Source organism: Aeromonas australiensis (assembly GCF_000819725.1).
Classification (GTDB): domain Bacteria; phylum Pseudomonadota; class Gammaproteobacteria; order Enterobacterales; family Aeromonadaceae; genus Aeromonas; species Aeromonas australiensis.
Genome location: NZ_CDDH01000062.1, coordinates 208,093 through 231,621, shown reverse-complemented (window position 1 = coordinate 231,621; position 23,529 = coordinate 208,093). Strand labels below are relative to the sequence as shown.

General features: G+C 57.6%; 22 protein-coding genes. 19 read left to right on the top strand and 3 right to left on the bottom strand.

The annotated features are described in order from the left end of the window. Window positions 1-283: 283 nt before the first annotated feature. Entirely contained in the window at window positions 284-1,270 is a 987-nt protein-coding gene (cra, locus tag BN1117_RS10650; protein ID WP_040097194.1) for a catabolite repressor/activator, read from the bottom strand. A gap of 296 nt (window positions 1,271-1,566) precedes the next feature. Between cra and fruB the strand changes: the two genes are divergently transcribed. The 3 genes from fruB to fruA are packed head-to-tail and all read left to right on the top strand — an operon-like array spanning window position 1,567 to window position 5,392. After that, a complete protein-coding gene (fruB, locus tag BN1117_RS10645; RefSeq protein WP_040097192.1) occupies window positions 1,567-2,682 on the top strand; it encodes a fused PTS fructose transporter subunit IIA/HPr protein in 1,116 nt (371 codons plus the stop codon). Then, on the top strand, window positions 2,682-3,671 hold the full coding sequence (gene pfkB, locus BN1117_RS10640; RefSeq protein WP_040097190.1) for a 1-phosphofructokinase: 990 nt from the start codon (window positions 2,682-2,684) through the stop codon (window positions 3,669-3,671). The genes fruB and pfkB overlap by 1 nt, the downstream gene beginning before the upstream one ends. Next, window positions 3,668-5,392 (top strand): PTS fructose transporter subunit IIBC, encoded by a 1,725-nt coding sequence (gene fruA / locus BN1117_RS10635; protein ID WP_040097189.1) that lies wholly within the window; start codon window positions 3,668-3,670, stop codon window positions 5,390-5,392. Before pfkB ends, fruA begins: the two co-directional genes overlap by 4 nt. 715 nt (window positions 5,393-6,107) lie before the next feature. Here the strand turns inward: fruA and rne are convergent. After that, the gene (gene rne, locus BN1117_RS10630) at window positions 6,108-9,194 is read right to left on the bottom strand and encodes a ribonuclease E (protein WP_040097187.1); all 3,087 of its coding nucleotides are present in this window, start codon (window positions 9,192-9,194) and stop codon (window positions 6,108-6,110) included. 412 nt (window positions 9,195-9,606) lie between these two features. Here rne and rluC point away from each other — a divergent pair, with 412 nt between their 5' ends. Beyond that, window positions 9,607-10,551 (top strand): 23S rRNA pseudouridine(955/2504/2580) synthase RluC, encoded by a 945-nt coding sequence (gene rluC / locus BN1117_RS10625; protein ID WP_005351815.1) that lies wholly within the window; start codon window positions 9,607-9,609, stop codon window positions 10,549-10,551. A 73-nt stretch (window positions 10,552-10,624) separates the two neighbouring features. On the opposite strand, the gene BN1117_RS10620 is transcribed toward rluC, so the two are convergent. Further along, window positions 10,625-11,206: a Maf family protein gene (locus BN1117_RS10620; protein WP_040097185.1), complete on the bottom strand. Its 582-nt coding sequence runs from the start codon at window positions 11,204-11,206 to the stop codon at window positions 10,625-10,627. A 118-nt stretch (window positions 11,207-11,324) separates the two neighbouring features. On the opposite strand from BN1117_RS10620, the gene yceD reads away from it, so the two are divergent. The 15 genes from yceD to BN1117_RS10545 all read left to right on the top strand — a co-directional run bounded on the left by yceD (window position 11,325) and on the right by BN1117_RS10545 (window position 23,504). Then, the gene (gene yceD / locus BN1117_RS10615; protein ID WP_040097264.1) at window positions 11,325-11,846 is read left to right on the top strand and encodes a 23S rRNA accumulation protein YceD; all 522 of its coding nucleotides are present in this window, start codon (window positions 11,325-11,327) and stop codon (window positions 11,844-11,846) included. 19 nt (window positions 11,847-11,865) lie between these two features. Continuing rightward, on the top strand, window positions 11,866-12,033 hold the full coding sequence (gene rpmF / locus BN1117_RS10610; protein ID WP_005300935.1) for a 50S ribosomal protein L32: 168 nt from the start codon (window positions 11,866-11,868) through the stop codon (window positions 12,031-12,033). A gap of 9 nt (window positions 12,034-12,042) precedes the next feature. Beyond that, window positions 12,043-13,062: a phosphate acyltransferase PlsX gene (gene plsX / locus BN1117_RS10605; protein ID WP_040097184.1), complete on the top strand. Its 1,020-nt coding sequence runs from the start codon at window positions 12,043-12,045 to the stop codon at window positions 13,060-13,062. Between the two features lie 7 nt (window positions 13,063-13,069). After that, window positions 13,070-14,029 carry a beta-ketoacyl-ACP synthase III gene (locus tag BN1117_RS10600; protein ID WP_040097182.1) on the top strand — a complete coding sequence of 320 codons (960 nt, stop codon included), beginning with the start codon at window positions 13,070-13,072 and terminating at the stop codon, window positions 14,027-14,029. Window positions 14,030-14,100: 71 nt separating this feature from the next. Further along, window positions 14,101-15,036: an ACP S-malonyltransferase gene (gene fabD, locus BN1117_RS10595; protein WP_040097180.1), complete on the top strand. Its 936-nt coding sequence runs from the start codon at window positions 14,101-14,103 to the stop codon at window positions 15,034-15,036. Window positions 15,037-15,048: 12 nt separating this feature from the next. Next, window positions 15,049-15,783: a 3-oxoacyl-ACP reductase FabG gene (fabG, locus tag BN1117_RS10590; RefSeq protein ID WP_040097179.1), complete on the top strand. Its 735-nt coding sequence runs from the start codon at window positions 15,049-15,051 to the stop codon at window positions 15,781-15,783. Between the two features lie 158 nt (window positions 15,784-15,941). Next, entirely contained in the window at window positions 15,942-16,178 is a 237-nt protein-coding gene (gene acpP, locus BN1117_RS10585; RefSeq protein WP_005300909.1) for an acyl carrier protein, read from the top strand. 82 nt (window positions 16,179-16,260) lie between these two features. After that, window positions 16,261-17,502, top strand: a complete 1,242-nt coding sequence (gene fabF, locus BN1117_RS10580; protein ID WP_040097177.1) for a beta-ketoacyl-ACP synthase II — start codon at window positions 16,261-16,263, stop codon at window positions 17,500-17,502. A 68-nt stretch (window positions 17,503-17,570) separates the two neighbouring features. After that, window positions 17,571-18,377, top strand: a complete 807-nt coding sequence (gene pabC, locus BN1117_RS10575; RefSeq protein ID WP_040097175.1) for an aminodeoxychorismate lyase — start codon at window positions 17,571-17,573, stop codon at window positions 18,375-18,377. Next, window positions 18,367-19,368, top strand: a complete 1,002-nt coding sequence (mltG, locus tag BN1117_RS10570; RefSeq protein WP_040097174.1) for an endolytic transglycosylase MltG — start codon at window positions 18,367-18,369, stop codon at window positions 19,366-19,368. Before pabC ends, mltG begins: the two co-directional genes overlap by 11 nt. Next, complete coding sequence (gene tmk / locus BN1117_RS10565) at window positions 19,368-20,009, top strand: dTMP kinase (protein WP_040097172.1); 642 nt, start codon at window positions 19,368-19,370, stop codon at window positions 20,007-20,009. The genes mltG and tmk overlap by 1 nt, the downstream gene beginning before the upstream one ends. After that, window positions 19,994-20,941 (top strand): DNA polymerase III subunit delta', encoded by a 948-nt coding sequence (gene holB, locus BN1117_RS10560; RefSeq protein WP_040097170.1) that lies wholly within the window; start codon window positions 19,994-19,996, stop codon window positions 20,939-20,941. The genes tmk and holB overlap by 16 nt, the downstream gene beginning before the upstream one ends. A gap of 24 nt (window positions 20,942-20,965) precedes the next feature. Further along, entirely contained in the window at window positions 20,966-21,745 is a 780-nt protein-coding gene (locus BN1117_RS10555) for a TatD family hydrolase (protein WP_040097168.1), read from the top strand. Window positions 21,746-22,029: 284 nt separating this feature from the next. Continuing rightward, entirely contained in the window at window positions 22,030-23,058 is a 1,029-nt protein-coding gene (locus tag BN1117_RS10550; RefSeq protein ID WP_040097166.1) for a site-specific integrase, read from the top strand. 161 nt (window positions 23,059-23,219) lie between these two features. Then, a complete protein-coding gene (locus BN1117_RS10545) occupies window positions 23,220-23,504 on the top strand; it encodes a RepB family protein (RefSeq protein WP_040097164.1) in 285 nt (94 codons plus the stop codon). The last annotated feature ends 25 nt before the right edge of the window (window positions 23,505-23,529 follow it).

The window sequence follows — 23,529 nt, the reverse complement described above, 5'->3', positions numbered from 1 at the left end:
AAGTGCTGAAAAAAGCGCCTGGCTAGGGGCCCCATCTAGGTAAACCGGTCAGGGGGGAGGTAACCCAGATAGGTGCTCTGGGAGTGCCATGTTGCGGCGCAGGTATCGAGTTAGGGAACACAAAGGGGCCATCGGCCAGTCGGTTGTTTGGCAAGAGGAGTCGCGAAAGCATGCGGGTGGGTTGTGGGGAGTAACAATAAGGCTGCCCAGTTCTGGCTGCCTTATTGTCATCTGTTCGCTTTACCCACTCATTGACAACAAGCGGGGCCTGCGATGGAGCGGGTTAACGGCGGCGCTTGAGGGTGCGGCTTACATAGTGCAGCCCGCTCTGGTATTCGCCGTTCACTGCCTTGAGTGCCAGCGCCAGCGCCTGGCTAGCGAGTGCATCGTGCTGCTGGGGCAGGGAGTTGATGCCAAAGGGGAGGAAGTCGAGCAGCCGATCGTCGCCAAAAGTGGCCATGGCGAGCTGGCTCATATCGGTCTCTTGTTCCAGCAGGTAGTCGAGCACCCCCTCCATCAGGATATAGGAAGTAGTGATCAGCGCTTCGGGCAGCTGACCCAGCTGCTGGTGCAGATGTTTGATCAGGCGATACCCCTCAAGGCGGGAGAAGTGATCCCCCTCGCACAGGTGGCGAGTCGCACAGTGGCTGGCGATGGCCTGTTCGAAACCGGCTTTGCGCTCTTGACTGATCGTCAGTGCCGGCAGCGCGGTGATCAAGGCGATGTGGCGCAGGTTAGGGGTGAGCAGGGAGCTGGTGAGATCAAAGCTCGCCTTCTGGTTTTCACTGGCGACGGTGACAAACTTGTCGGCGGCCATCGCCCGGTCGATGGCGAGGATCTGGCTGCCTTGCCCCTGCAATTTGCCGTAGAAGGGGTCGTCCGGCGGCAGGCAACTGGCCACCAGCAGAGCGTCCACATGGCGGCTTACCAGCATATGGGCCAGCTCTTTCTCAGTGTCGGGATCATCTTCCGAGCAGACGATAAGCAGCTGATAGCCCTGTGTCCGCGCCCCCTGTTCCAGCCGTTTGGCCAGCTTGGCGTAACTGGCGTTTTCAAGGTCGGGCAGGATAAAGCCGAGAGTCCTGGTCTGGCCACCACGCAGGGAGGCGGCGCGGCTGTCCGGCTGGTAGTTGTGGGCGGTGACCACGGCCATCACCTTGTCGCGGGTGGCTTGACTGATGCGGTATTGGTCGGCCTTGCCATTGATCACATAGCTGGCCGTGGTGCGCGAGACACCGGCGAGGGCGGCGATTTCATCCAGTTTCATCATATTGGCTCTGTTTGAGTTGCTAGGCCCACGGGCACTGCCGGGTGAGGGCATCGAAAAGTGTGCGCGGGATCATATCATTGAAAACCACGCTTTGTGGGGGCTTGATCAATTTGCTGAAACGATTCAGTCTGAATGTAAGTGAAACGATTCAGCTTGTCAGCAATGAAGATACCCAGTGGCCTGAAAATCGGGCCCGGATCACAGTGAGTTGCGATAGGGTGCATTGTCGATTGACGAGTGACTCGAATGTTCAATTGTGTTGGCCCGGCACGGCCGGAACCTGATGGAGAGTGGTTATGTTGAAGTTGGTGCGAGAGCAGATCTTGCTGGGACAGTCGGTAGTGACCAAGGCCGAGGCGATTGCCCTGCTGGCAGGCAAGCTGGCCGAGGCCGGTCTGGTGGAAGCAGGCTATGTGGATGGGATGCTGGCCCGCGAGGCGCAACACGCCACCTACCTTGGCAGCGGCATCGCCATTCCCCACGGCACCACCGATACCCGCCATCTGGTGAAGCGTACCGGTGTCATGGTGGCCCAGTTCCCCCAGGGTATCGAGTGGGATGAGGGGCAGATCGCCTATGTCGCCATCGGTATCGCCGCCAAGTCCGACGAGCATCTTGGCATCTTGCGCCAGCTCACCCATGTGCTGGGTGACGAGCAGGCGGCAGCCCAGCTCAAAGAGGCCACCGATGCCGACACCATCATCAATATCCTGACCTGCGCCACTGCTGCGAAAGAGGTGCAATACCTGACCCTGGCCGACTTCCCGGCCGATGATCGCGACCAGCTGCTGCTGGGGGCGGCCGCCCGCGCCAAATCGGCGGGCTGGGGCGATGCCGCCATGGTGAGCGCCCTGCTGGCAAGTGAACCGGCCTATCTGGGCGAGGGCATCTGGCTGGCTCGGGCCAATGTTCAGCAAACAGCATCGGGCCAGACCGGTTGGGTGCTGGCCACTCCGAGCTGCACGCTGAACGCAGGGGAGCAACCGGTCAGCGCCCTGCTGTTGCTGTGCGCCGCCGATAGCGGCTATCTGCTGCAACTGGAGAATCTGGCCAAACTGGCGGCTGCCGGTCAACTTGCCACGCTGGCGGGCGGCGAGGGGCTGGCCATGCTGCAAGCGGGCCCCGCGAGCGGTCTTTCCGACACCTTCACCATCATCAACCCCCACGGCCTGCATGCCCGTCCCGGCGCCATGCTGGTCAAGGTGGCCAAAGAGTTTGAATCGGACATCCGGGTTGCCAATCTGGATGGCAGCGGCGAAGCGGTCTCCGCCAAGAGCCTGATGAAGGTGATCGGCCTTGGGGTCAAGTGCGGTCACCGTCTGGCATTTCGCGCCGAAGGGGTGGATGCCGAAGCCGCCCTCAAGGGGATCGGTGAGGCGATCGCCGCAGGTCTCGGCGAGGGGGCGCATTGATGAAGATTGTTACCATTACCCTCAACCCCGCCCTGGATCTCACCACTCGTCTCGAGGCAATGAGCCTTGGCGAGGTGAATCTGGTGAGCGAGGCTTCCTTACGCGCCGCGGGCAAGGGGATCAACGTCGCCATGGTACTCAGGGATCTGGGCCGCGAGGTGGACGTCACCGGCTGGCTGGGCGCTGATAATGAGCAGAGTTTTGTCTCTCTGTTTGCCGAGCGGGCGCTGGATGATCACTTTGTCCGCGTGGCGGGCAGCACCCGCATCAACGTCAAGATCTCCGAGCTGTCTGGTCGGGTCACCGATCTCAATCTGCCGGGGCTCACCATCCAACAAGGGGAAGTGAGTGCGCTGGAACAGGTCATCGACGAGTTGGCTGCGCATGCTGAGTGGTTCGTGCTGGCGGGCAGCCTGCCCAAAGGGGTTGCCCCCGATTACTGCGCTCAACTTATTCGCCTGCTCAAGGCCAAGGGCAAGCAGGTGATCTTCGATTGCAGCGGCGCGGCGTTAAGCGAAGGGATCAAGGCGGCGCCGACCCTGGTCAAACCCAATCTGGAGGAGCTCGGCCAGTGGGCGGGTCGCCCCATCAAGACGCTGAGCGAGCAGGCCGAGTGTGCCCGCGCGCTGCAGGCAAGCGGGATCCCCAACGTGGTCATCTCCAACGGCGCCGATGGCCTGATCTGGTTTGCCCCGGATGCCGTCTGGCAAGCCATTCCACCGCGGATGCAGGTGGTCAGCACCGTGGGTGCTGGCGATTCTCTGGTGGCAGGTCTCGCCCATGGTCTCAGCCTTGGCTGGGCGCCGGAGCAGACCCTGCGGCTGGCTACCGCCGTCTCTGCACTGGCGGTCAGTCAGGTGGCGGTCGGTTTTAACGATATCAATGTGCTCAACCCCTTACTTGAACAGGTGCGCGTACAGCCTCTGGATGAGCTGGCACCGGTTCAATGCCATACCCCCTCAATGGAAAACTCAGGAGATGCCCAATGAAAGCAATTCTGGTTACGGCTTGCCCGGCGGGCATAGCCACCAGCTTTCTCGCTGCCAAACGGATAGAACAGCAGGCCAAACTGGCTGGCTGGGAGCTCACCCTCGATGTCGGCTCCAGCGTGCAACCCCGCCAGGTGCCGAGCAAGGAGCAGATTGCCGCCGTCGACCTGGTGCTGGTTGTTGCCAGCGCTCCGGTGGATCTAGCCGCCTATGACGGCAAGCGGGTCTATCAGGGCAGCATGGATCTTGCCCTGCAGGATCCGGCTGCCTTGCTGGAGGCCGCAACCAGCGGTGCCAGCCTCTATCGTCATCAAGCCGCGCCCGCAGCAGCTAAACCCACCGCCGCTGGCAAGCGCATCGTCGCAGTCACCGCATGCCCGACCGGGGTGGCTCACACCTTTATGTCGGCGGAAGCCCTGGAGACCATGGCCAAGCAGCTGGGTTATCAGATCCGCGTCGAGACCCAAGGCTCGGTCGGTGCCCAGAACGCCCTGACCGCCGAGGAGATTGCATCTGCCGATCTGGTGTTCCTCGCCACCGATATCGAAGTGGACATGGCCCGTTTCGATGGCAAGCCGGTCTATCGCACCAGCACGGGGGCGGCGCTCAAGAAAACCCGTGCCGAGCTCGACAAGGCCTGGACCGAGGCGAAAACCTATCGCCACAGCGGCGCCAGCCAAGCCAAGAAAGAGGAAAAAGCGGGCCCCTACAAGCATCTGCTGACCGGTGTCTCCTTTATGCTTCCCATGGTGGTGGCGGGCGGCCTTATCATCGCGCTCTCCTTTATCTTCGGGATCGAGGCGTTCAAAGAGGAGGGGACGCTGGCTGCGGCCCTGATGCAGATCGGTGGCGGCTCCGCCTTTGCCCTGATGATCCCGGTGCTGGCCGGTTACATTGCCTACTCCATCGCCGATCGTCCGGGCCTCGCTCCCGGTATGATAGGCGGTATGCTGGCAAGCTCCCTGGGCGCCGGTTTCCTTGGCGGTATCGTGGCCGGTTTCCTGGCCGGTTACAGCGCCAAGTACCTGAGCGACAAGGTGCGCCTGCCGGTGACCCTGGAAGCGCTCAAGCCCATCCTGATCATTCCGCTCTTTGCCAGCCTTTTTACCGGTCTGGTGATGATCTACGTGGTGGGTGGCCCGGTGGCCGGCATCATGAATGCCATGACCGAGTTCCTCAACAACATGGGCTCTGCCAACGCCGTGCTGCTGGGTGTGATCATCGGCGCCATGATGTGCTTTGACATGGGTGGCCCGGTCAACAAGGCGGCCTATGCGTTCGGTGTCGGCCTGCTGGCCTCCAAAACCTACGCCCCCATGGCCGCTGTAATGGCCGCGGGTATGGTACCGGCACTGGGGATGGGGATTGCCACCTTCCTGGCCCGCACCAAGTTCATCAAAGCGGAGCAGGAAGCGGGCAAGGCCTCCTTCGTACTGGGACTGTGCTTTATCTCCGAGGGGGCCATTCCGTTTGCCGCCAAGGATCCGATGCGGGTTATCCCGGCCTGCATGGTCGGTGGCGCCCTGACCGGTGCGCTCTCCATGCTGTTCGGCTGTGAGCTGATGGCACCCCACGGCGGCCTGTTCGTTCTGTTCATTCCGCACGCCATCAGCAACGTCATGATGTATATCCTGGCCATTGCCGCAGGCTCGCTGCTGACCGGTGTGGCTTACGCCATGCTCAAGCGCGGTGAAGAGCAGGCCAAGCTGGCAACAGCCTGATAGTTCGTTCTCAATCACAGAAGATGTTCAATGCCGCCCGGTTGCAAAGCCAGGCGGCATTTTTATATACCTTTTAAACAGGCTCGTTGAGCAGCGGTTACTGAGCTCTCGTGTATCAGGGCCTGCGTCTGACTCAGTATCAACACTTAATTTTATGGGGAAGGGCCGTGTCGTGCATAGATTGTGCTGCCGCTAGGATAGGGGAGGAGCTGGCTAGCTCCCGGAAAGCAAATCTATAGCAATCGACAGTTACCTATATGTGCATCTGTGTGGATGCAACCTGAGTTGATCATCAGTTGAACAAGACCTGAGGCAGGTTTGCTATATAACAAACCTCCTCAATTCTGCGAAAGGGGAGTGTTCAGGTTTCTGTATAACCCAATGTCCTGATTGGCCTGTATGCAAGGACCAGAGAGTTCCATATCAAATAGATCTTGCGGCCCATTGCAAACCGTCATCTATACAACTACTTGTATGCCAACAAACAATATTTTAAACAGAAAAAATCAATTGGCTTCATGCTGAACATAGGAGCTTAAGGTTGGCTTGCTCTGTTAGGTGAAAAAGTAAACATGAGTTAACCCTGTGTTCGGTGATAGAGAGATAACAAAACGGTTTTGCCGAGCATAGGCATTCATGTGTCTGCGGGGAAGCGAGAAATAAAAAAGCCACACCGGTTGGTGTGGCTTTTGTTTAGGGGGTCAACCCGGCTTGCTTAGGGGCGACCGGCCGGGCAGGTGGCCACGTTGACGGCGGCAGTGCTGCCACCGTGACGACCTGACGTGTTCACCTCGTTACGTACCAGCGGTGGGTAGTTAACCGGCTCACGGGCTGGCAGGGCTGGGGCTTCGGCAGGGGTTGCCATCGGTGCGGATGCCTTGCGGGCACGCGCCAGCAAACCAGCACCGTGCGCTACCTGCTTGGCGACGACCGGAGTCTCTTCCACCACAACGGCAGCGACAACTGCCGGGGTTTCGACAACAGCAGCGGCTGGCAGCTCGACTGGGGTGGAGACCGGTGCAGCTTCCGCAACAGGCGCTGTTACAGCAGGCACTTCAACAACCGGTGCGGTTTCAACCACTTCAGCGCTAGCCACGTCGGCAACCGGAGCTGCAACAACGGCCACTTCCGGCTCTGCTGCAATCACGACCTCAGCGACAGCTTCAATAACCGGGCTTGCGGCCACATCAGCTTGGGTTGCTTCAACCTGGACAGTGGCCTGCTCGGCTGCTTCTTCAGCAACGGCTTCGACAACCACATGCTCGGTCAGAGCTGCAGAAGCTTGCAGGGCTGCCGCAACGGCTTCAGCGCTCGGGATAGTCACAACGGGTACCACCGGCTCTTCAACCTGCGCTTTGGCAATATCTGCCTGGGCTGCGGTGGTCAGAGTGGTGGTATCTTGCTGTTCTTCCTCACGCTGGCTGCGGACATCATCGTTGATCCGCTTGCGACGCTGGCCTTCGATACGCTGGCTGCGTGGCGTGCGGCGTGAACGGCGCTGGCCTTCACTCTGCTCTTCCTGCTCGTTACCCGGGGTTGCATCGATAACTGTAGCTTGCGCGGGTACTTCGTCAACCGGCAGGGCAGGGGTGTCAGCTGCGGCGACATCGACGCGGATCTGCTTGCGCAGTTGGCGACGTTCGCGGCGCTCGGCCACTTTCTGCTCTTTCTCCTGACGTGGCTGGGCGACAGCTGCATCAACGGCGTCTACCGCGTCAACAACGACTTCAGCACGGGGCTCACGGGGGGCGCGAGGTTCACGGGCCGGACGTGGTGCACGCTCTTGACGAGGTTCGCGAGGCTCGCGCTCCTGACGGGGTTCACGTTCCATGCGCTGTTCGCCACGAGCTTCACGCTCCTGACGCGGCTCGCGCTCTTTGCGGGGACGGCGATTACGGTTTTCACCGGCTTCGCGGTTGCCACCTTCACGCTTCTCGCCAGCTTCCGCATTGTTGCGGTTGCCACGATTGTCATCACGACGAGGACGCTGACCACGGCCGCGACCTTCTTCACGCTGGTGACGTTGACCTTCATCCTTGCGCGCTTCACGAGCCGCAGGTTTTTCGGCGGGCGCTTTCACGTCGGCAGGGGCTGCATCGCTGCTGAACAGGCCGGTAATGCCTTTGATCAGCTTGCTGAAGAAACCGGCTTCGGCAGGGGCCGCAGCAACGGGCGCCGCCGGCTGTTGCGGTGCAACAGGGGCCGGTTGTGCCGGTTGGGCGAAGCCTTGCAGCAGCGGTTGCTCGCGCTCGATCACCTGAGCTTGCTTCGGTTGGTAAACCGGCTTGGCAATCTCGGTTTTCAGCTCATAGCTGGCCGCTTCCGGGATCTCGTTCTGACGAATGCGAGTCACTTCGTAGTGCGGGGTTTCCAGATGCTGGTTCGGAATGATGTAAACACGCACATCATTGCGCTGCTCCAGACTGGCGATGGCGGCACGCTTCTCGTTAAGCAGATAGGCGGCAACATCCACCGGCACCTGACCGTGAACCTGCTCGGTGTTGTCCTTCATCGCCTCTTCTTCGATGAGACGCAGGATGGACAGGGCGAGGGATTCGTTGTCACGGATCACCCCTTGACCCTGGCAACGGGGGCAGATGTGGCTACTTGACTCGTTGAGGGAAGGGCGCAGGCGCTGGCGAGACATCTCCAGCAGACCGAAACGGGAGATCCGGCCCAGCTGGATGCGGGCCCTGTCCTGATGTACCGCTTCACGCAGACGGTTTTCCACTTCGCGCTGATGGCGAACCGGGGTCATGTCGATGAAGTCGATAACGATCAGGCCACCCAAGTCGCGCAGACGCAATTGACGGGCAATTTCGTCGGCCGCTTCCAGGTTGGTTTGCAGCGCCGTCTCTTCGATATCGCCGCCCTTGGTGGCGCGGGAGGAGTTGATATCGATGGAGGTCAGTGCTTCGGTCGGGTCGATCACTATGCTGCCACCGGAGGGGAGGCGTACTTCGCGCTGGAAGGCTGATTCGATCTGGCTCTCAATCTGGAAGTGGTTGAACAGGGCAACTTCACCCTTGTACAGCTTCACACGGTTGAGGAAATCGGGACGTACCAGCTCGATATGGGCCTTGGCGCGTTCGAAAATCACCGGATTGTCGATCAGGATCTCGCCCACATCGCGACGCAGATAGTCACGAATGGCACGCACGATGACGTTGCTTTCCTGGTGGATCAGCACCGGCGCGGCGCGCTCCTGGGAGGCCTTGTGGATGGAGTCCCAGTGGTTGAGCAGAACGTTCAGATCCCACTCCAACTCTTCCGGCGACTTGCCCACACCGGCGGTGCGCACGATCAGGCCCATGCCTTCCGGCACGGTCAATCCACTCAGGGCTTCTTTCAGTTCAGTCCGCTCATCACCCTCGATGCGGCGGGAGATACCACCGGCACGGGGGTTGTTGGGCATCAGTACCAGGTAGCTACCTGCCAGGCTGATAAAGGTGGTGAGGGCTGCACCCTTGGTGCCACGCTCTTCCTTGTCGATCTGGACGATAACTTCCTGACCTTCGCGGACCACTTCTTTGATGTTGGGACGACCCTGATAGGAGTAACCGGAGGGGAAGTAATTGCGGGCGATCTCCTTCAACGGCAGGAAACCGTGGCGCTCAGCGCCGTAGTCGACAAAAGCAGCTTCAAGGCTGGGTTCTACACGGGTGATCTTACCCTTGTAAATGTTCGCTTTTTTCTGCTCGTGTCCCGGACTTTCAATATCCAAATCGTAGAGCTGTTGTCCGTCAACCAGCGCTACGCGCAACTCCTCTTCTTGAGTTGCGTTGATAAGCATTCTTTTCATTGAGTTCTCATTATTGTGTCATTTTGATTTCCTCCATCTGGGTCCTGCCGGCGCCGGCCTCGGGTCTTCAGCATACTGGGGCAACCTCCCGGTTGGGGTATGCATGAGGCGCAAACTAAGGGCGCTCTGGTCATTCCTTCTCGAGAAGGAATGAATAAGGAGGCCGAAATGGAGACAAATAAACGGTGATGTTTGTGTTCTCCATGCGTTGTACCTCGCACCCGGGAACCGTCATGTTCTTCTAGACACGGTGTATCGGGATTGGGTGGCATACTTTTTGGCCACTTAGTACAAGGCTTGAACACAATGACAAAACCTTGTTTATTATCCCATTTAAACCTCTTTTATAGCAAGGCGCCATTTTTCAACAAACCAGCAGCCAAGGGGCGCTGGCAGTGGTAAAATCCGCGCCATGACACAGATACAACAACAAGTGCAGCTGCTCACCATCGAAGCTGAGCATGACGGGCAGCGCATCGACAATTTTCTCAAGACTCAGCTAAAGGGCGTCCCCAAGAGCCTGATCTATCGCATCCTTCGCAAAGGTGAAGTGCGGGTAAACAAAAAGCGCATCAAACCGGAGTACAAACTCTGCGCGGGTGATGAGGTGCGGGTACCCCCCGTGCGCGTTGCCGAGAAGAATGAGCTACCTTCGGCAAACCTCGGTGTTATCCAGCGTCTGGAGAGCCAGATCCTGTTCGAAGACGATGCCATGATCGTGCTGAACAAGCCCTCCGGCATGGCAGTACACGGCGGCAGCGGCCTGAGCTTTGGCGTGATTGAAGGGCTGCGAGCCCTGCGTCCGGAAGCCCGTTTCCTCGAATTGGTTCATCGACTGGATCGCGACACCTCTGGTGTATTGCTGGTTGCAAAGAAACGCAGCGCCCTGCGCAGCTTGCATGAGCAGTTACGCGTCAAGACCATGCGCAAGCAGTATCTGGCGCTGGTGCGTGGCAAGTGGCAGGCTCACGTCAAGGTGGTCAATGCGCCGCTGCGCAAGAACGACCTGCAATCCGGTGAACGGGTGGTGCGGGTCAGCGCCGATGGCAAGCCCTCCGAAACCCGGTTCCGTATCGTACGTCAATTTGCCGAAGCGACCCTGGTCGAGTGCAGCCCCATCACCGGTCGTACCCACCAGATCCGCGTGCACACCCTGCATGCCGGTCACCCGATCGCCTGCGACGATAAGTACGGTGAAGCGGCGTTTGACGAGAAAATGCGCAGCCAAGGTCTGAAACGGCTCTTTTTGCATGCCTGGAAGCTCAGCTTCACCCATCCGGCAGATGGCCGCGAGATGCAAGTAGAGGCGCCGCTGGCTCCTGAGCTCGACAACTTCCTCAACGGCCTGCCCCGCTGATACGCCTGGCGCGCTATAAATATCATGCGGGAGCGTCGGCTCCCGCTTTACACCTACCGCCTATCCTCAAGGTTTAGGGAAGGGCGATACCATGCATCGCCAGTAGTTCGATCAGCCCGATCAGTGGCAGACCGATCAAGGCGTTAGGATCGCGCCCCTCCAGCCCCTTGAATAGCACGATTCCCATTCCTTCGCATTTGAAGCTACCGGCACAATCGAGGGGTAATTCAGCCTCTACATAACGGCGAATGGCAGCTTCATCGAGGTTGCGAAAATGGACGGTGAAGGGTTCCACCAGTTGATGAGCTTCACCGGTTGCGGCATCCATTACGCACAGGCCGGTATAGAAGGTGACGCTGCGGCCCTGGGCAGCCATCAGCTGGGCGATGGCATTGTCGATGGTGCCCGGTTTGCCGAGGATGTGGCCATTGCACATACACACCTGATCAGAACCGATGATCAAACCGTGATCACGCTGTTGGGCGATGGCAGCTGCCTTGGCGCGTGCCAATCTGGCCACCAGCGCGTCAGCTGATTCTCCAGCCAGCGGACGCTCATCAACATCGGGGGCGGCACATTCAAAGGGGAGGCCAAGTTTCTCTAGCAGGGCTTGGCGATAGCGAGAAGTTGAGGCGAGGATCAGATTCTGTGGCATAATCAGGTACCGATGAAAGCGAGTACCGGCATTTTAAGGACTTGTGACGTTAAAATCATCGGCGGTAAGGACTTTTTCCTTTGACTATCAGTTGTTGGACCTATATTATTCGCGCCCTATGCAAAAGGTGAAGTTGCCCGTTAAGGTTGATCCAGTCCGTAGTGCCTTGAAGCTGCTCGATTACATCGGGATAGTGGAAAAGTTGCAGATGCCCAGGCTGGAGGAATCAACCGCTGGCTTGCAGAGTGATATCGATGTATCACTGCACTTTGGCAAAGATGTCCAGAAGTTGACCGTTATGAAAGGCACTGCCCATGCCAAGGTTGACCTGGTTTGCCAACGTTGCGGAGAGACATTCGAACACCTCTGTGAAGCTGAATTTATCTACACTCCGCTGTTCGAAAGAACAAACGAGGAAGAACTGCCGGAAGCTTATGAGCCCATTGAGTTGGATGAAAACGGCGAGATAGATCTTCATCAAATCCTGGAGGATGAACTCATCCTCTCGTTGCCTCAAGAGGCAATGCATTCTCTGGATGCATGCCCCAGAGGAAACATGGAGATGACCTGGGGTGAAATCGAACCTGCTGATGAGCGGCCGAATCCCTTCGCAGTTCTTGAAGAGCTTAAACGTAAGTGAATTTAGGAGTTAGCCTACAATGGCCGTACAACAGAACCGTAAAACCCGTGCCAAGCGTGGCATGCGTCGTTCCCACGATGCGCTGACCACCGCTGCCCTGACTGTTGATCAGACCAGTGGCGAAATTCATCGTCGTCACCACGTGACTGCCGATGGTTTCTACCGCGGTAAAAAGGTAATCGCTTAAGGATTGCCTTTGTCTACGCAAACTGTCGCGCTAGACATCATGGGGGGAGATATTGGCCCCTCGGAAACAGTGCCTGCCGCCGTGCAGGCACTGTCTCTTTTACCCCAGCTAAAACTGATCCTGGTCGGCGACCAGCACCAGACCTCCTCTTTACTGCAGCAACATGGCTTGCTCAATCATCCCCGCGTTCGTTTTGTACATGCATCCCAGGTGGTTGGCATGGGCGACAAGCCGATCGTGGCGTTGCGAACACTGAAAGACTCCTCCATGCGGGTGGTACTCAATCTGGTGAAAGCCGGTGAGGCTGATGCCTGCGTCAGTGCCGGCAATACCGGTGCGCTGATGGCGATGGCTAAATGCGTACTCAAATCCCTACCTGGAGTCGACCGACCCGCCCTTATCAAGGCCTTACCCACACTCACCGGTAAACGAACAGTGATGCTGGATCTCGGCGCCAATGTCAGTTGTGATGCCGATACCTTGTTGCAATTTGCTGTGATGGGGGCGGTTGTGGCTGAAAAGGTAGAAGGCATCCCCTCTCCCCGTGTAGCTCTTCTCAACATCGGCGAGGAGGAGATCAAGGGCAATGACCTGGTGCGCCACAGCGCCGAATTGTTGCGCCAGTGCCATGCTCTCAACTATGTCGGTTTCATCGAAGGGGATCGCATCTTCAGCGGCGAATGCGACGTGATCGTCTGCGACGGCTTTGTCGGTAATGTTGCCCTCAAGACGGCGGAGGGAGTGGTGCGGATGATGGCCAAGTTGGCCGGATATCCCCGCAAGAAACGCACTTTTCTTGGCCGGATCGCCGGATTTATGTTCAAACGGCGCTTTTCTTACCTGAACCCCGACCAGTATAACGGGGCAAGTCTGTTAGGATTGCGCGGCATTGTGGTAAAAAGTCATGGGCGGGCCGAACGGCGCGCTTTGTGTAATGCGATCCTGCTGGCCGCACAAGAGGCCAAACATCAACTTCCACTGCAAATAGCAGATCGCCTTGAAGCTGTCTTCTCTGACAGGGATCTATAAGAACTCTATGCATAGCAAAATTCTGGGTACTGGCAGCTACCTGCCGAGTTCAGTGCGTACCAACGCCGAGCTTGAACAGATGGTTGAAACCAGTGATGAGTGGATCGTGGAGCGCACCGGTATTCGTGAGCGCCGTATTGCCGGAGCTGACGAAACCGTTGCCACCCTCTCTTACCAGGCCGCCCTGCGCGCCCTGGATGCAGCGGGTCTGACCGCTGCTGATCTCGATATGATAGTGCTGGCCACCACCAGCGCTGAAAATGCCTTCCCGGCTGCCGCCTGCGAGCTGCAGGGGCTGCTCGGCGTACCGGGCATTCCTGCCTTTGATGTGGCAGCGGCCTGCGCAGGTTTCACCTATGCGCTCTCCATTGCCGATCAGTTCGTCAAATCCGGCGCCGCTCGCCATGTGCTGGTCGTCGGGGCCGATGTGCTCTCCCGCATGTGCGATCCGCAAGATCGCGGCACCATCATCCTGTTTGGTGACGGGGCAGGGGCTGTGATTGTCGGTGCCAGCGAGACCCCGGGCATCCTCTCTACCCATCTCCATGCCGATGGCCGTTATGGCGAGCTGCTCAAGCTGCCGCACCCTCGTCGCGGCATGCCGGGTGCCGAGCTCGAAGCCTACATGTATATGAAGGGCAACGATGTCTTCAAGGTCGCGGTCACCCGTCTGAGCGAGATCGTCACCGAAACCTTGGCCGCTGCTGGCATTGAGCCGAGCGAGCTGGACTGGCTGGTGCCCCATCAAGCCAACTTCCGCATCATCAGTGCTACCGCCAAGAAGCTGGGTATGAGCCTCGATAAAGTGGTGCTGACCCTCGACAAGCACGGCAATACCTCTGCCGCTTCCGTTCCGATCGCCTTCGACGAAGGGGTGCGGGATGGCCGGATCAAACCGGGCCAGCTGGTACTGCTGGAAGCCTTTGGCGGCGGTTTTGCCTGGGGCTCGGCGCTGGTTCGCCTTTGATCTTCGGCGGGATGGTGTCTCCATCATCCCGTCACCGATTTCATTTTTGTCTTATCTAAAAGGAATCAATGATGACCCAATTTGCCATTGCCTTCCCGGGACAAGGTTCCCAGTCCGTTGGCATGCTGGCCGAGCTGGCCGAACAACATGCCGTGATCAAGGAGACCTTCGCCGAGGCGAGCCAGGTGCTGGGTTATGACCTGTTTGCCCTGGTGATGGATGGTCCGGTTGACGATCTGAACAAAACCTGGCGCACCCAGCCAGCGCTGCTGACTGCCTCTGTCGCCCTGTGGCGCCTGTGGCAACAGCAGGGTGGGGCAACCCCTGCCGTGATGGCGGGTCACAGCCTGGGTGAGTACTCTGCGCTGGTTTGCAGCGGCGCACTCGATTTTGCCGATGCGGTCAAACTGGTCGAGCTGCGTGGTCTGGCCATGCAGGAAGCGGTACCGGAAGGGACCGGCGCCATGGCGGCCATCATCGGTCTGGATAACGAATCCATCGCTGCCAACTGCGAAAAAGCGGCAGAAGGGCAGGTGGTCTCTCCGGTCAACTTCAACTCCCCGGGCCAGGTGGTTATCGCCGGTCACAAAGAGGCCGTTGAGCGTGCCAACGTGCTGATGAAAGAGTCTGGCGCCAAGCGTGCGCTGCCGCTGCCGGTCTCCGTGCCGTCCCACTGCGCGCTGATGAAACCTGCCGCAGAAAAACTGGCAGCTGCGCTGGACGGGATCGAGATCAAGGTTCCAACCATCGCGGTCATCAATAATGTCGACGTATCCTGTGAACAGGATCCGGCCGCCATCAAGCAAGCGCTGGTACGTCAGCTGTTCAGCCCGGTTCGTTGGACCGAGACTGTCGAGCGGATGGCCAATGAGGGGGTTACCCTCGAGATCGAGATGGGACCGGGCAAAGTGTTGACCGGGCTCGCCAAGCGCATTGACAAGCGCGTGGAAGGTATTCACGCCAATGATGCCGCCTCTTTCGAGCAGGCGCTGGCCCAGATCAAGTAACAGGAGCAAGTGATGAGCTTTACCGATAAGGTTGTGTTGGTGACCGGTGCCAGTCGTGGCATCGGTCGTGCGATTGCCGAAACATTCGTAGCCCGTGGCGCGAAAGTGGTCGGTACAGCGACCAGCGAGAGCGGAGCCGAGGCGATCAGCGCCTATCTTGGTGAGAATGGGTGTGGCATGGCGCTGAACGTGACCAGCCAGGAATCCATCGAAGCCGTCTTTGCCGCCATCAAGGCGCGCTTTGGCGACATCGACATCCTGATCAACAACGCAGGGATCACCCGTGACAACCTGTTGATGCGGATGAAAGATGACGAGTGGAACGAGATCATCGATACCAATCTAACCTCCCTTTATCGTCTGAGCAAACCTGTGTTGCGTGCCATGATGAAGAAACGTCACGGTCGCATCATCAGCATTGGCTCCGTGGTCGGCACCATGGGCAATGCCGGTCAGGTCAACTATGCTGCTGCCAAGGCTGGGCTGGTTGGTTTTACCAAATCGTTGGCGCGGGAAGTCGCTTCACGCGGCATTACCGTGAACGCAGTTGCCCCCGGTTTTATCGAAACTGATATGACTAAGGCACTCAACGAGGAGCAGCGTGCCGGCATCATGAGTCAGGTGCCTGCCGCCCGTTTGGGTGATCCAAAAGAAATTGCCGCAGCTGTGGTATTCTTGGCTTCTGATGAAGCAGCCTATATCACCGGCGAAACCCTGCATGTTAATGGCGGGATGTACATGGTGTAATCAATTTGTCGTGAGTTCTGTTCAAATTTGCGATAGTACGCCGAAGTTTGGCACATTTCGTGGTTTGACCAGCGGCAAGCTACTTGCAAACTCACGTCAATTGAATAAACTACCCCAACCAGACGCAAATAGCGTATTTTTAAAGGAAAATTCAGGTCATGAGCAACATCGAAGAACGCGTAAAGAAAATCATCATCGAACAACTGGGTGTTAAAGAGGAAGACGTTAAGAACGCTGCCTCCTTCGTCGACGACCTGGGCGCTGACTCTTTGGATACCGTTGAACTGGTAATGGCGCTGGAAGAAGAATTCGATACCGAAATTCCTGATGAAGAAGCCGAGAAGATCACCACTGTTCAGGCGGCTATCGACTACATCACCGCTAATCAGGAATAAGTTCCTGTTCTGAAAGAAGCGGCCCAAGGGCCGCTTCTTTTGTATTTGTTCCTTTTCAAAACACCTCTCGGAGACTACCTCAGTGTCAAAACGCAGAGTCGTGGTGACCGGCTTGGGGATGCTTTCCCCGGTGGGTAACACTGCCGAATCCAGCTGGCAAGCACTGCTCAACGGGCAGAGCGGCATTTCCCTTATCGAACACTTTGATACCAGCGAGTTTGCAACCCGCTTCGCAGGTCTGGTCAAGGATTTCGATCCCGAGCAGTACGGTATCAACCGTAAAGACGCTCGCAAGATGGACCTCTTCATTCAATACGGCATCGCGGCCGGTATGCAGGCGCTTGATGATTCCGGCCTTGTCATCAATGAAGAGAATGCCGAACGTGTCGGCGTAGCGATTGGCTCCGGTATCGGCGGTTTGGGTCTGATTGAACAGAACCACGAAAGCTTGGTCAACGGCGGCCCGCGCAAGATCAGCCCGTTCTTCGTTCCGTCCACCATCATCAATATGGTGTCCGGTCATCTCTCCATCATCAAGGGACTGCAAGGTCCGAACATCGCCGTGACGACCGCCTGTACCACAGGTACCCATGCCATCGGCATGGCGGGTCGGATGATCGCTTACGGTGATGCCGATGTGATGGTAGCCGGCGGTGCCGAGAAGGCCTCCACTGCGATGGGGATGGGTGGCTTTGCTGCAGCCAAGGCACTCTCCAACCGCAACGACGAGCCACAGAAGGCGAGCCGTCCGTGGGACAAGGATCGCGATGGTTTCGTACTGGGTGACGGTGCCGGGGTCCTGGTACTGGAAGAGTACGAACACGCCAAGGCCCGTGGCGCCAAGATCTATGCCGAGCTGGTTGGTTTTGGCATGAGCGGCGATGCTTACCACATGACCGCACCTCCCGCTGATGGTAACGGTGGCGCCCGCGCCATGAAAAATGCCATCAAGGATGCCGGCATTGCTCCCGAGCAGATTGGCTATATCAATGCGCACGGTACCTCCACCCCGCTGGGTGATGTGGCTGAGCTGCGTGGCATGAAGTCGGTGTTTGGCGAGCACACCAAATCACTGATGGTGAGCTCTACAAAGTCGATGACCGGCCACCTGCTGGGCGCCGCCGGTGCCATCGAGGCGATCATCACAGTGTTGGCCCTGCGTGATCAGGTGGCTCCGCCCACCATCAACCTGGACAATCCGGATGAAGAGTGCGATCTGGATCTGGTGCCCCACGTGGCCAAGCCGGGCAGTTTTGAGTACGCCCTTTCCAACTCCTTTGGTTTTGGCGGCACCAATGGCTCCCTGATCTTCAAACGCGTATAATTTGCCGCAGGGCATAGAGACAGGCCCGATACTGCCGGTATCGGGCTTTTTTTATCGGAGGGATCCCTTTGCTTATCAATGGCATGAAGCTTGATACTATCTCGGCCCATGATAGGGGGCTGGCCTATGGTGATGGTCACTTCACCACCATGGCGGTCAGGGAGGGTCGTGTGTTGCAGTGGCCTGCCCATCTAGCACGACTGCAACAGGCGAATAAGCGGTTGGGAATGGTTGAACCGGACTGGGATCTCTTGACCCGGGAGATCGAAGAGATGGTGGCCGAGCAGCCACAATGCGTGGCCAAGGTGATCCTGACCCGCGGCGAGGGGGGGCGGGGCTATGATGGTAGCGGATGTCGGCACACGACCCGGATTGTCAGCCTGGCGCCATTTCCTACCCACTATGGCCAGTGGCAACAGCAGGGTATCGAGATGGTGGTGTGCCGCCAGCGGATCGGTGATGCGCCCATGCTGGCCGGACTTAAAACCTTGAATCGTCTGGAGCAGGTATTGCTGAAGAGCGAACTTGTCAGCCGAAATGCAGTCGAAGGGATAGTACTTAACAGTCGCGGTTTTCTGCTTGAAGGGGTCAGTGCCAATCTGTTTTGGCGTCGGGGCAAGACGGTGTTTACGCCCGATCTCGCCCGTGGCGGTGTCGATGGCATCATGCGCCGTCAGGTACTGGCGATGCTAAAACAGATGAGTATTGAGTTGCGTGTGCTGGAGGCTCCGTTAGAGTCACTCTGGCAAGCAGAAGAGGTATGGCTCACCAATACTCTGATGGGAGTGGTGCCGGTCAATGGCATCGAGGATATTCAATACCCCACAGCGGTAATGAGTCGTCGTTTACAGGAGCGTTTGGTCATTGAAGTTTAATCGGCTTTACACCCTGCTCGCGGGGGCGGCACTGACAGTTGCCGTCGCCGGGGGCTATGTACACTACAAATGGCAACAGGTGGAGACGCTCACCAACAAAGGGCCGACCCGACTCTTTACGGTGGAGAAGGGCGCCCATGCGGCGCGCCTGATCGCCGAATTGGGGGATGGAGAGCCCAGCCCTTGGGCGGTAAGGCTCTGGCTACGCGGTCATCCCGAACTGGTGGCCATCAAATCGGGTACCTATGAGGTCAAGGAAGGGGCCCCCCTTAAAGAGAGCCTTTCTCTGTTCGCCTCAGGCAAGGAGTTTCACTTCACCCTCACCTTCGTAGAAGGCTCCCGTTTCGAGGATTGGCAAAAGCAGCTCTCCAGCGCCCCTTATCTTGAACGGTTGACCATCGAGCAATCTGAAGCCGACCTGGCGCATGAGCTCGGTATCGAGAATGGCAAGCTGGAAGGATGGTTCCTGCCTGAAACTTACGCCTATACCACCCATGCCAGCGATATCTCGATCTTGCGTCGAGCACATCAAGATATGCAGAGCTATCTGCAGCAGAGTTGGGACAAGCGTCAGGCCAACCTGCCTTACAAAACCCCCTATGAAGCGCTGATCATGGCCTCTATCATCGAAAAAGAGACCGGGTTACCTGAAGAGCGAGCACAGATAGCCTCAGTATTTGTCAACCGCTTGCGTCTGGGTATGAAGCTGCAAACCGATCCTACCGTGATCTACGGTGTGAAGGATCGCTATGATGGCAATATTCGCCGCAGCGATCTGACCGACAAGAACCCCTACAATACCTATGTGATAGATGGTCTGCCGCCCACGCCAATCGCTATGCCGGGCAAGGCCTCCATCGATGCGGCGCTGAACCCCAAGTCGACCGACTATCTCTATTTTGTTGCCAAAGGTGGCGGTGCCCACTATTTCTCCAAGACCCTCGACGAACATAATCGGGCGGTTCGCGAATACATATTGAAGAAACCCTAATGTCTAAATTTATTGTGATCGAAGGATTGGAAGGGGCAGGGAAGAGCTCAGCTGTTCGTTATGTGACTGACTATCTCCAACGCCACGGCATCGACCAGATCGAGTGTACCCGTGAGCCGGGGGGGACGCCGCTGGCTGAGCGGATGCGGGCCATCGTCAAAGAGGTGCACGAAGAGCGCCTCACGATCGAGGCCGAACTGTTGCTGATGTATGCCTCCCGGGTGCAACTGGTGGAGACCCGCATCAAGCCGGCACTGGCCAACGGTCTCTGGGTGGTGGGGGATCGCCACGATCTCTCTTCCCAGGCCTATCAGGGCGGTGGTCGTGGCATCGATGCCAACCTCATCGGTGCCATCAAGCAGGCGGTGCTCGGCAATTTCAAGCCGGATCTCACCCTCTATCTCGATATCGATCCTGCCCTTGGCTTGCAGCGCGCGCGCCATCGCGGCGAGCTGGATCGCATCGAGCTGGAGCAGCTGAGCTTCTTCGAACGTACCCGCAGCCGGTATCTCGAGCTGGCCGCCAAGGATGACACCATAGTGGTGATCGATGCGGCGCAAACGCCGGAACAGGTCAAAGCGGCCATCGAGCGTGCATTGGATCACTATCTGTCGAACGAGCCGCTATGTATCCCTGGCTGATCCCCGACTGGCATGCCCTGAGCCAGACTGCCCAGTCCGGTCGTCTCGGCCACGCCTGGTTGTTGCTCGGCGATCCCGGTCTTGGCAAAGAACAGCTGGCCGAGCGGCTGGCACGTTTGCACCTTTGTCAGCAACCGGATCGCGGAGAGCCGTGCGGTCAATGCCACTCTTGCCAACTGTTTGACAAGGGCAACCACCCGGATCTTGGCACCATCACCCGCGACAGCAAGACCATCGGAGTCGAGGCCATTCGCGAGATCTGCACCCGGCTGCAGGGCTCTGCCCAGCTTGGTCGCGGCAAGGTGGTGATTATTCCTGATGCGGAGCGGATGACCGAATCGGCGGCCAACGCCCTGCTGAAAACCCTGGAAGAGCCGGCTGGCGACAGCTTGCTGTTGCTGATTGCCTCCCAGGTGTCCCGACTGCTCCCAACCATTCTCAGTCGCTGTCACAAACATGTCTGTCAGTTGCCTGCGGAAGGGGAAACAGTACGCTGGTTGGCTGAGCAGGGTCATCAGGCCACTCTGGCTCAGGTGCGGATCTGTCAGGGGGCCCCGCTGCGGGTACTCGACTATATCGAGCAGCAACAGGATGGTACTCGCCGCGAACTGCTGGAACAGTTTGTCGCCCTGAGTCAAAGTCCGGTCAAGGCGACGGCACTGTGCAGCCAGCTTGGTCAGGAGACGCAGGTCAGGTTGCACTGGTTGCAGCTCTTCTTGTGCGATGCCCTGAAAACCCAGGCTGGCTGTGGTCACCATCAGCTGGCAATGCCTGATCTGGCCATCTTGAGTCAACGGTTGGCGGAGCAGCACGCCAGCGAAAAACTGCTGGCGGCAGAACAAGATCTGGTTGCCCTGAAAGCGGCATGTCAGCCGGGTCAGCTCTCCAATCCCACCATCCATTTGATGAACTGGCTCAGTCGCTGGTTATAAGTACCGACAAGCAGAAAGGTTTATATGTTACTCGTTGATTCCCATTGTCATCTCGATCGCCTCAGCTATGGCAGCAAGCAGATCAGCATGGCCGATGTGCTGGCCAAGGCTGCAAAACTGGACGTGGGATATTTTCTCTGTGTCAGTGTGACTCAGGCACAGTTCCCGACCATGCTCGAGGCGATCGCTCCCTATCCCCAGGTGTTTGCCTCTTGCGGGGTACACCCGCTCAATCAGGAACCCGGTGTCGATGCCGAGTTGCTGCTCAAGCAAGCTGCCGATCCACGAGTGGTGGCCATCGGCGAGACCGGGCTCGACTACTTCTACTCACCCGAGAACAAGGAAGTTCAGCAAGCCTCTTTCCGCGAACATATCCGGGTTGCTCGCGCGCTGAACAAGCCCCTGATCATCCATACCCGCGATGCTCAACAAGATACCTTGCAGATCATGCGTGAAGAGGGAGCTGATCAGGTTGGCGGTGTGCTGCACTGCTTCACCGAATCCCTCGAAATGGCACAAGCCGCGATGGCGATGGGGTTCTATATCTCCATCTCCGGCATCGCCACCTTCAAAAATGCGTCTGCACTGCAAGAGGTGGTCAAGGCTCTGCCCCTCGACAGATTACTGGTCGAGACCGACTCGCCCTATCTTGCACCCGTGCCGCATCGGGGGAGGGAGAACGAGCCCGCCTTTGTGCGAGACGTCGCCCAGTTTATTGCCGACCTGCGCCATATTCCGCTTAATGAATTGGCAGAAGCCACCAGCCGAAATTTCTTTGAACTGTTCAAACTGGCGAAAAAATAACAAATAAGCCCCGTTGAACGGGGCTTTTTATATTTCAAATACCAAGCTTATTACCCACCAAAATATCGCCCTTGCACCTTGTTATCTCTCACGCTCAGGCGAGTTTAACTCGTTCCTCCATACAAACGGGCTGAATGATATTCTTGATGTCTCGTTTATCCTAACGTGGCTAAAGGGTATAAAAACAGCATGCTATAAGTATCGATAATATTCATTATCGATACTTGATGTGTGGGGAAGATCCTGTAAGATCCTCTCAAACTTCATATGAATCATAGAGTTCCGTGGCATATCCAACCTTTTCCAATCCAGCACACCAGTCATTACAGACTGTTTTCGATGCGCAGTTAAATAGCCGGGCTCGCCGTTTTTTGCGCAGTGCAAAAGCGGATTCCACCCTCAATGCCTATCAGGCGGACACCCGTATTTTTGTCTTCTGGTGCCAATTGCACGGGCTGGACCCATTGCAAACAACTCATCATGACATTATGAATTTTCTCGCTGATCAGGCTGACGGCGTATTGGCCGACTGGATTTGGCTCGATAAAGAAGAGGGAAAGGGAGAACTGCGTAATGGCGAGCCTCGAAAACCGGCAACTCTGGTGAGACGGCTGGCGGGGATCCGCTATGCCTTCAAGCAGAAAGGGATCCATCCCATGCCCACCGAACATCCCGAAATCAAGGAGATGATGCGCGGCATTGTCAGGTTGGGGGATAACCGCAAGCGCAAAACCGGCGCCCTGACGTTGCAGCCATTGACCCAGGTACTCGATGGCATCGACACCCATGATCTGGCGGGCTTGCGTGATCACACCCTGCTACTGCTGATGTTCAGTGGCGCTTTGCGCCGTTCGGAAGCGGCCCGAATCGAGGTCAGTGATCTCGATTTTGTGGGGAAGGGGATCCGCCTTCGCCTCAAACCGAGCAAGCATCAGCTCCATGAAACCGAGATAGCCTTGATCCCGGGCAAGCACCATTGCCCCGTCTCGGCACTGCAAAAGTGGCTACACAAAAGCCGGATCAGCGAGGGGGCGCTATTTCGGCGCATGAATCGTTGGGGGCAACTGATGGCTGAACCACTCGGTCCCCAGGGCATTAACCTGATGATCAAGCGGCGAACCGGCCAAACCATCGACGATCTCTACGTCAGTGGCCACAGCCTGCGGCGCGGATTTATCACCTCGGCGGTGACTGCCGGCAAGCCGATGAACAAGATCATTGAAGTGACGCGCCACAAGGATATGCGGACCCTGCAGGAGTACTTCGATGATGCCCACAAATTCTCCGATCATGCGCTCGACGGCTTGCTGTGATACGACTGCGCCACTGCATTATTTATGTTAAATGATATCCTATTGATCTAATGATATATTTGTCGCACAGTCAATAGTCCAAGGTGAGAGGGCACTCTTCCAACTGAAGACAGTATCCGGTGAGAGATAACAGATAGAGAAATGGACGATAGCAAGGAGATATGAGCCAAGAAATGAGAGTGCGTGAAGAGCAAGAGGCGAGCCCGCAAAACAATGCCGAGCGGCAGCGCCAACACGTAAAACGCAAGCAGGAGACCCATACCCGATTGCAGTGCTGGATCAGCAATCGCCACACCGAGCGATTGGCCGCGTTGGGACTCCATCTCGAAGACAGTCAGGCATCACTCATCGAGCAGGCGATCGATCTGCTCTACCAACATGAGCTGGGTAGAGAACCCCAGTTTGAAAACAGAGTCGCCACACAGCTCGAAGAGACTGTTGAATAGAGCCAAGAGTGAAGTAACTGCGATA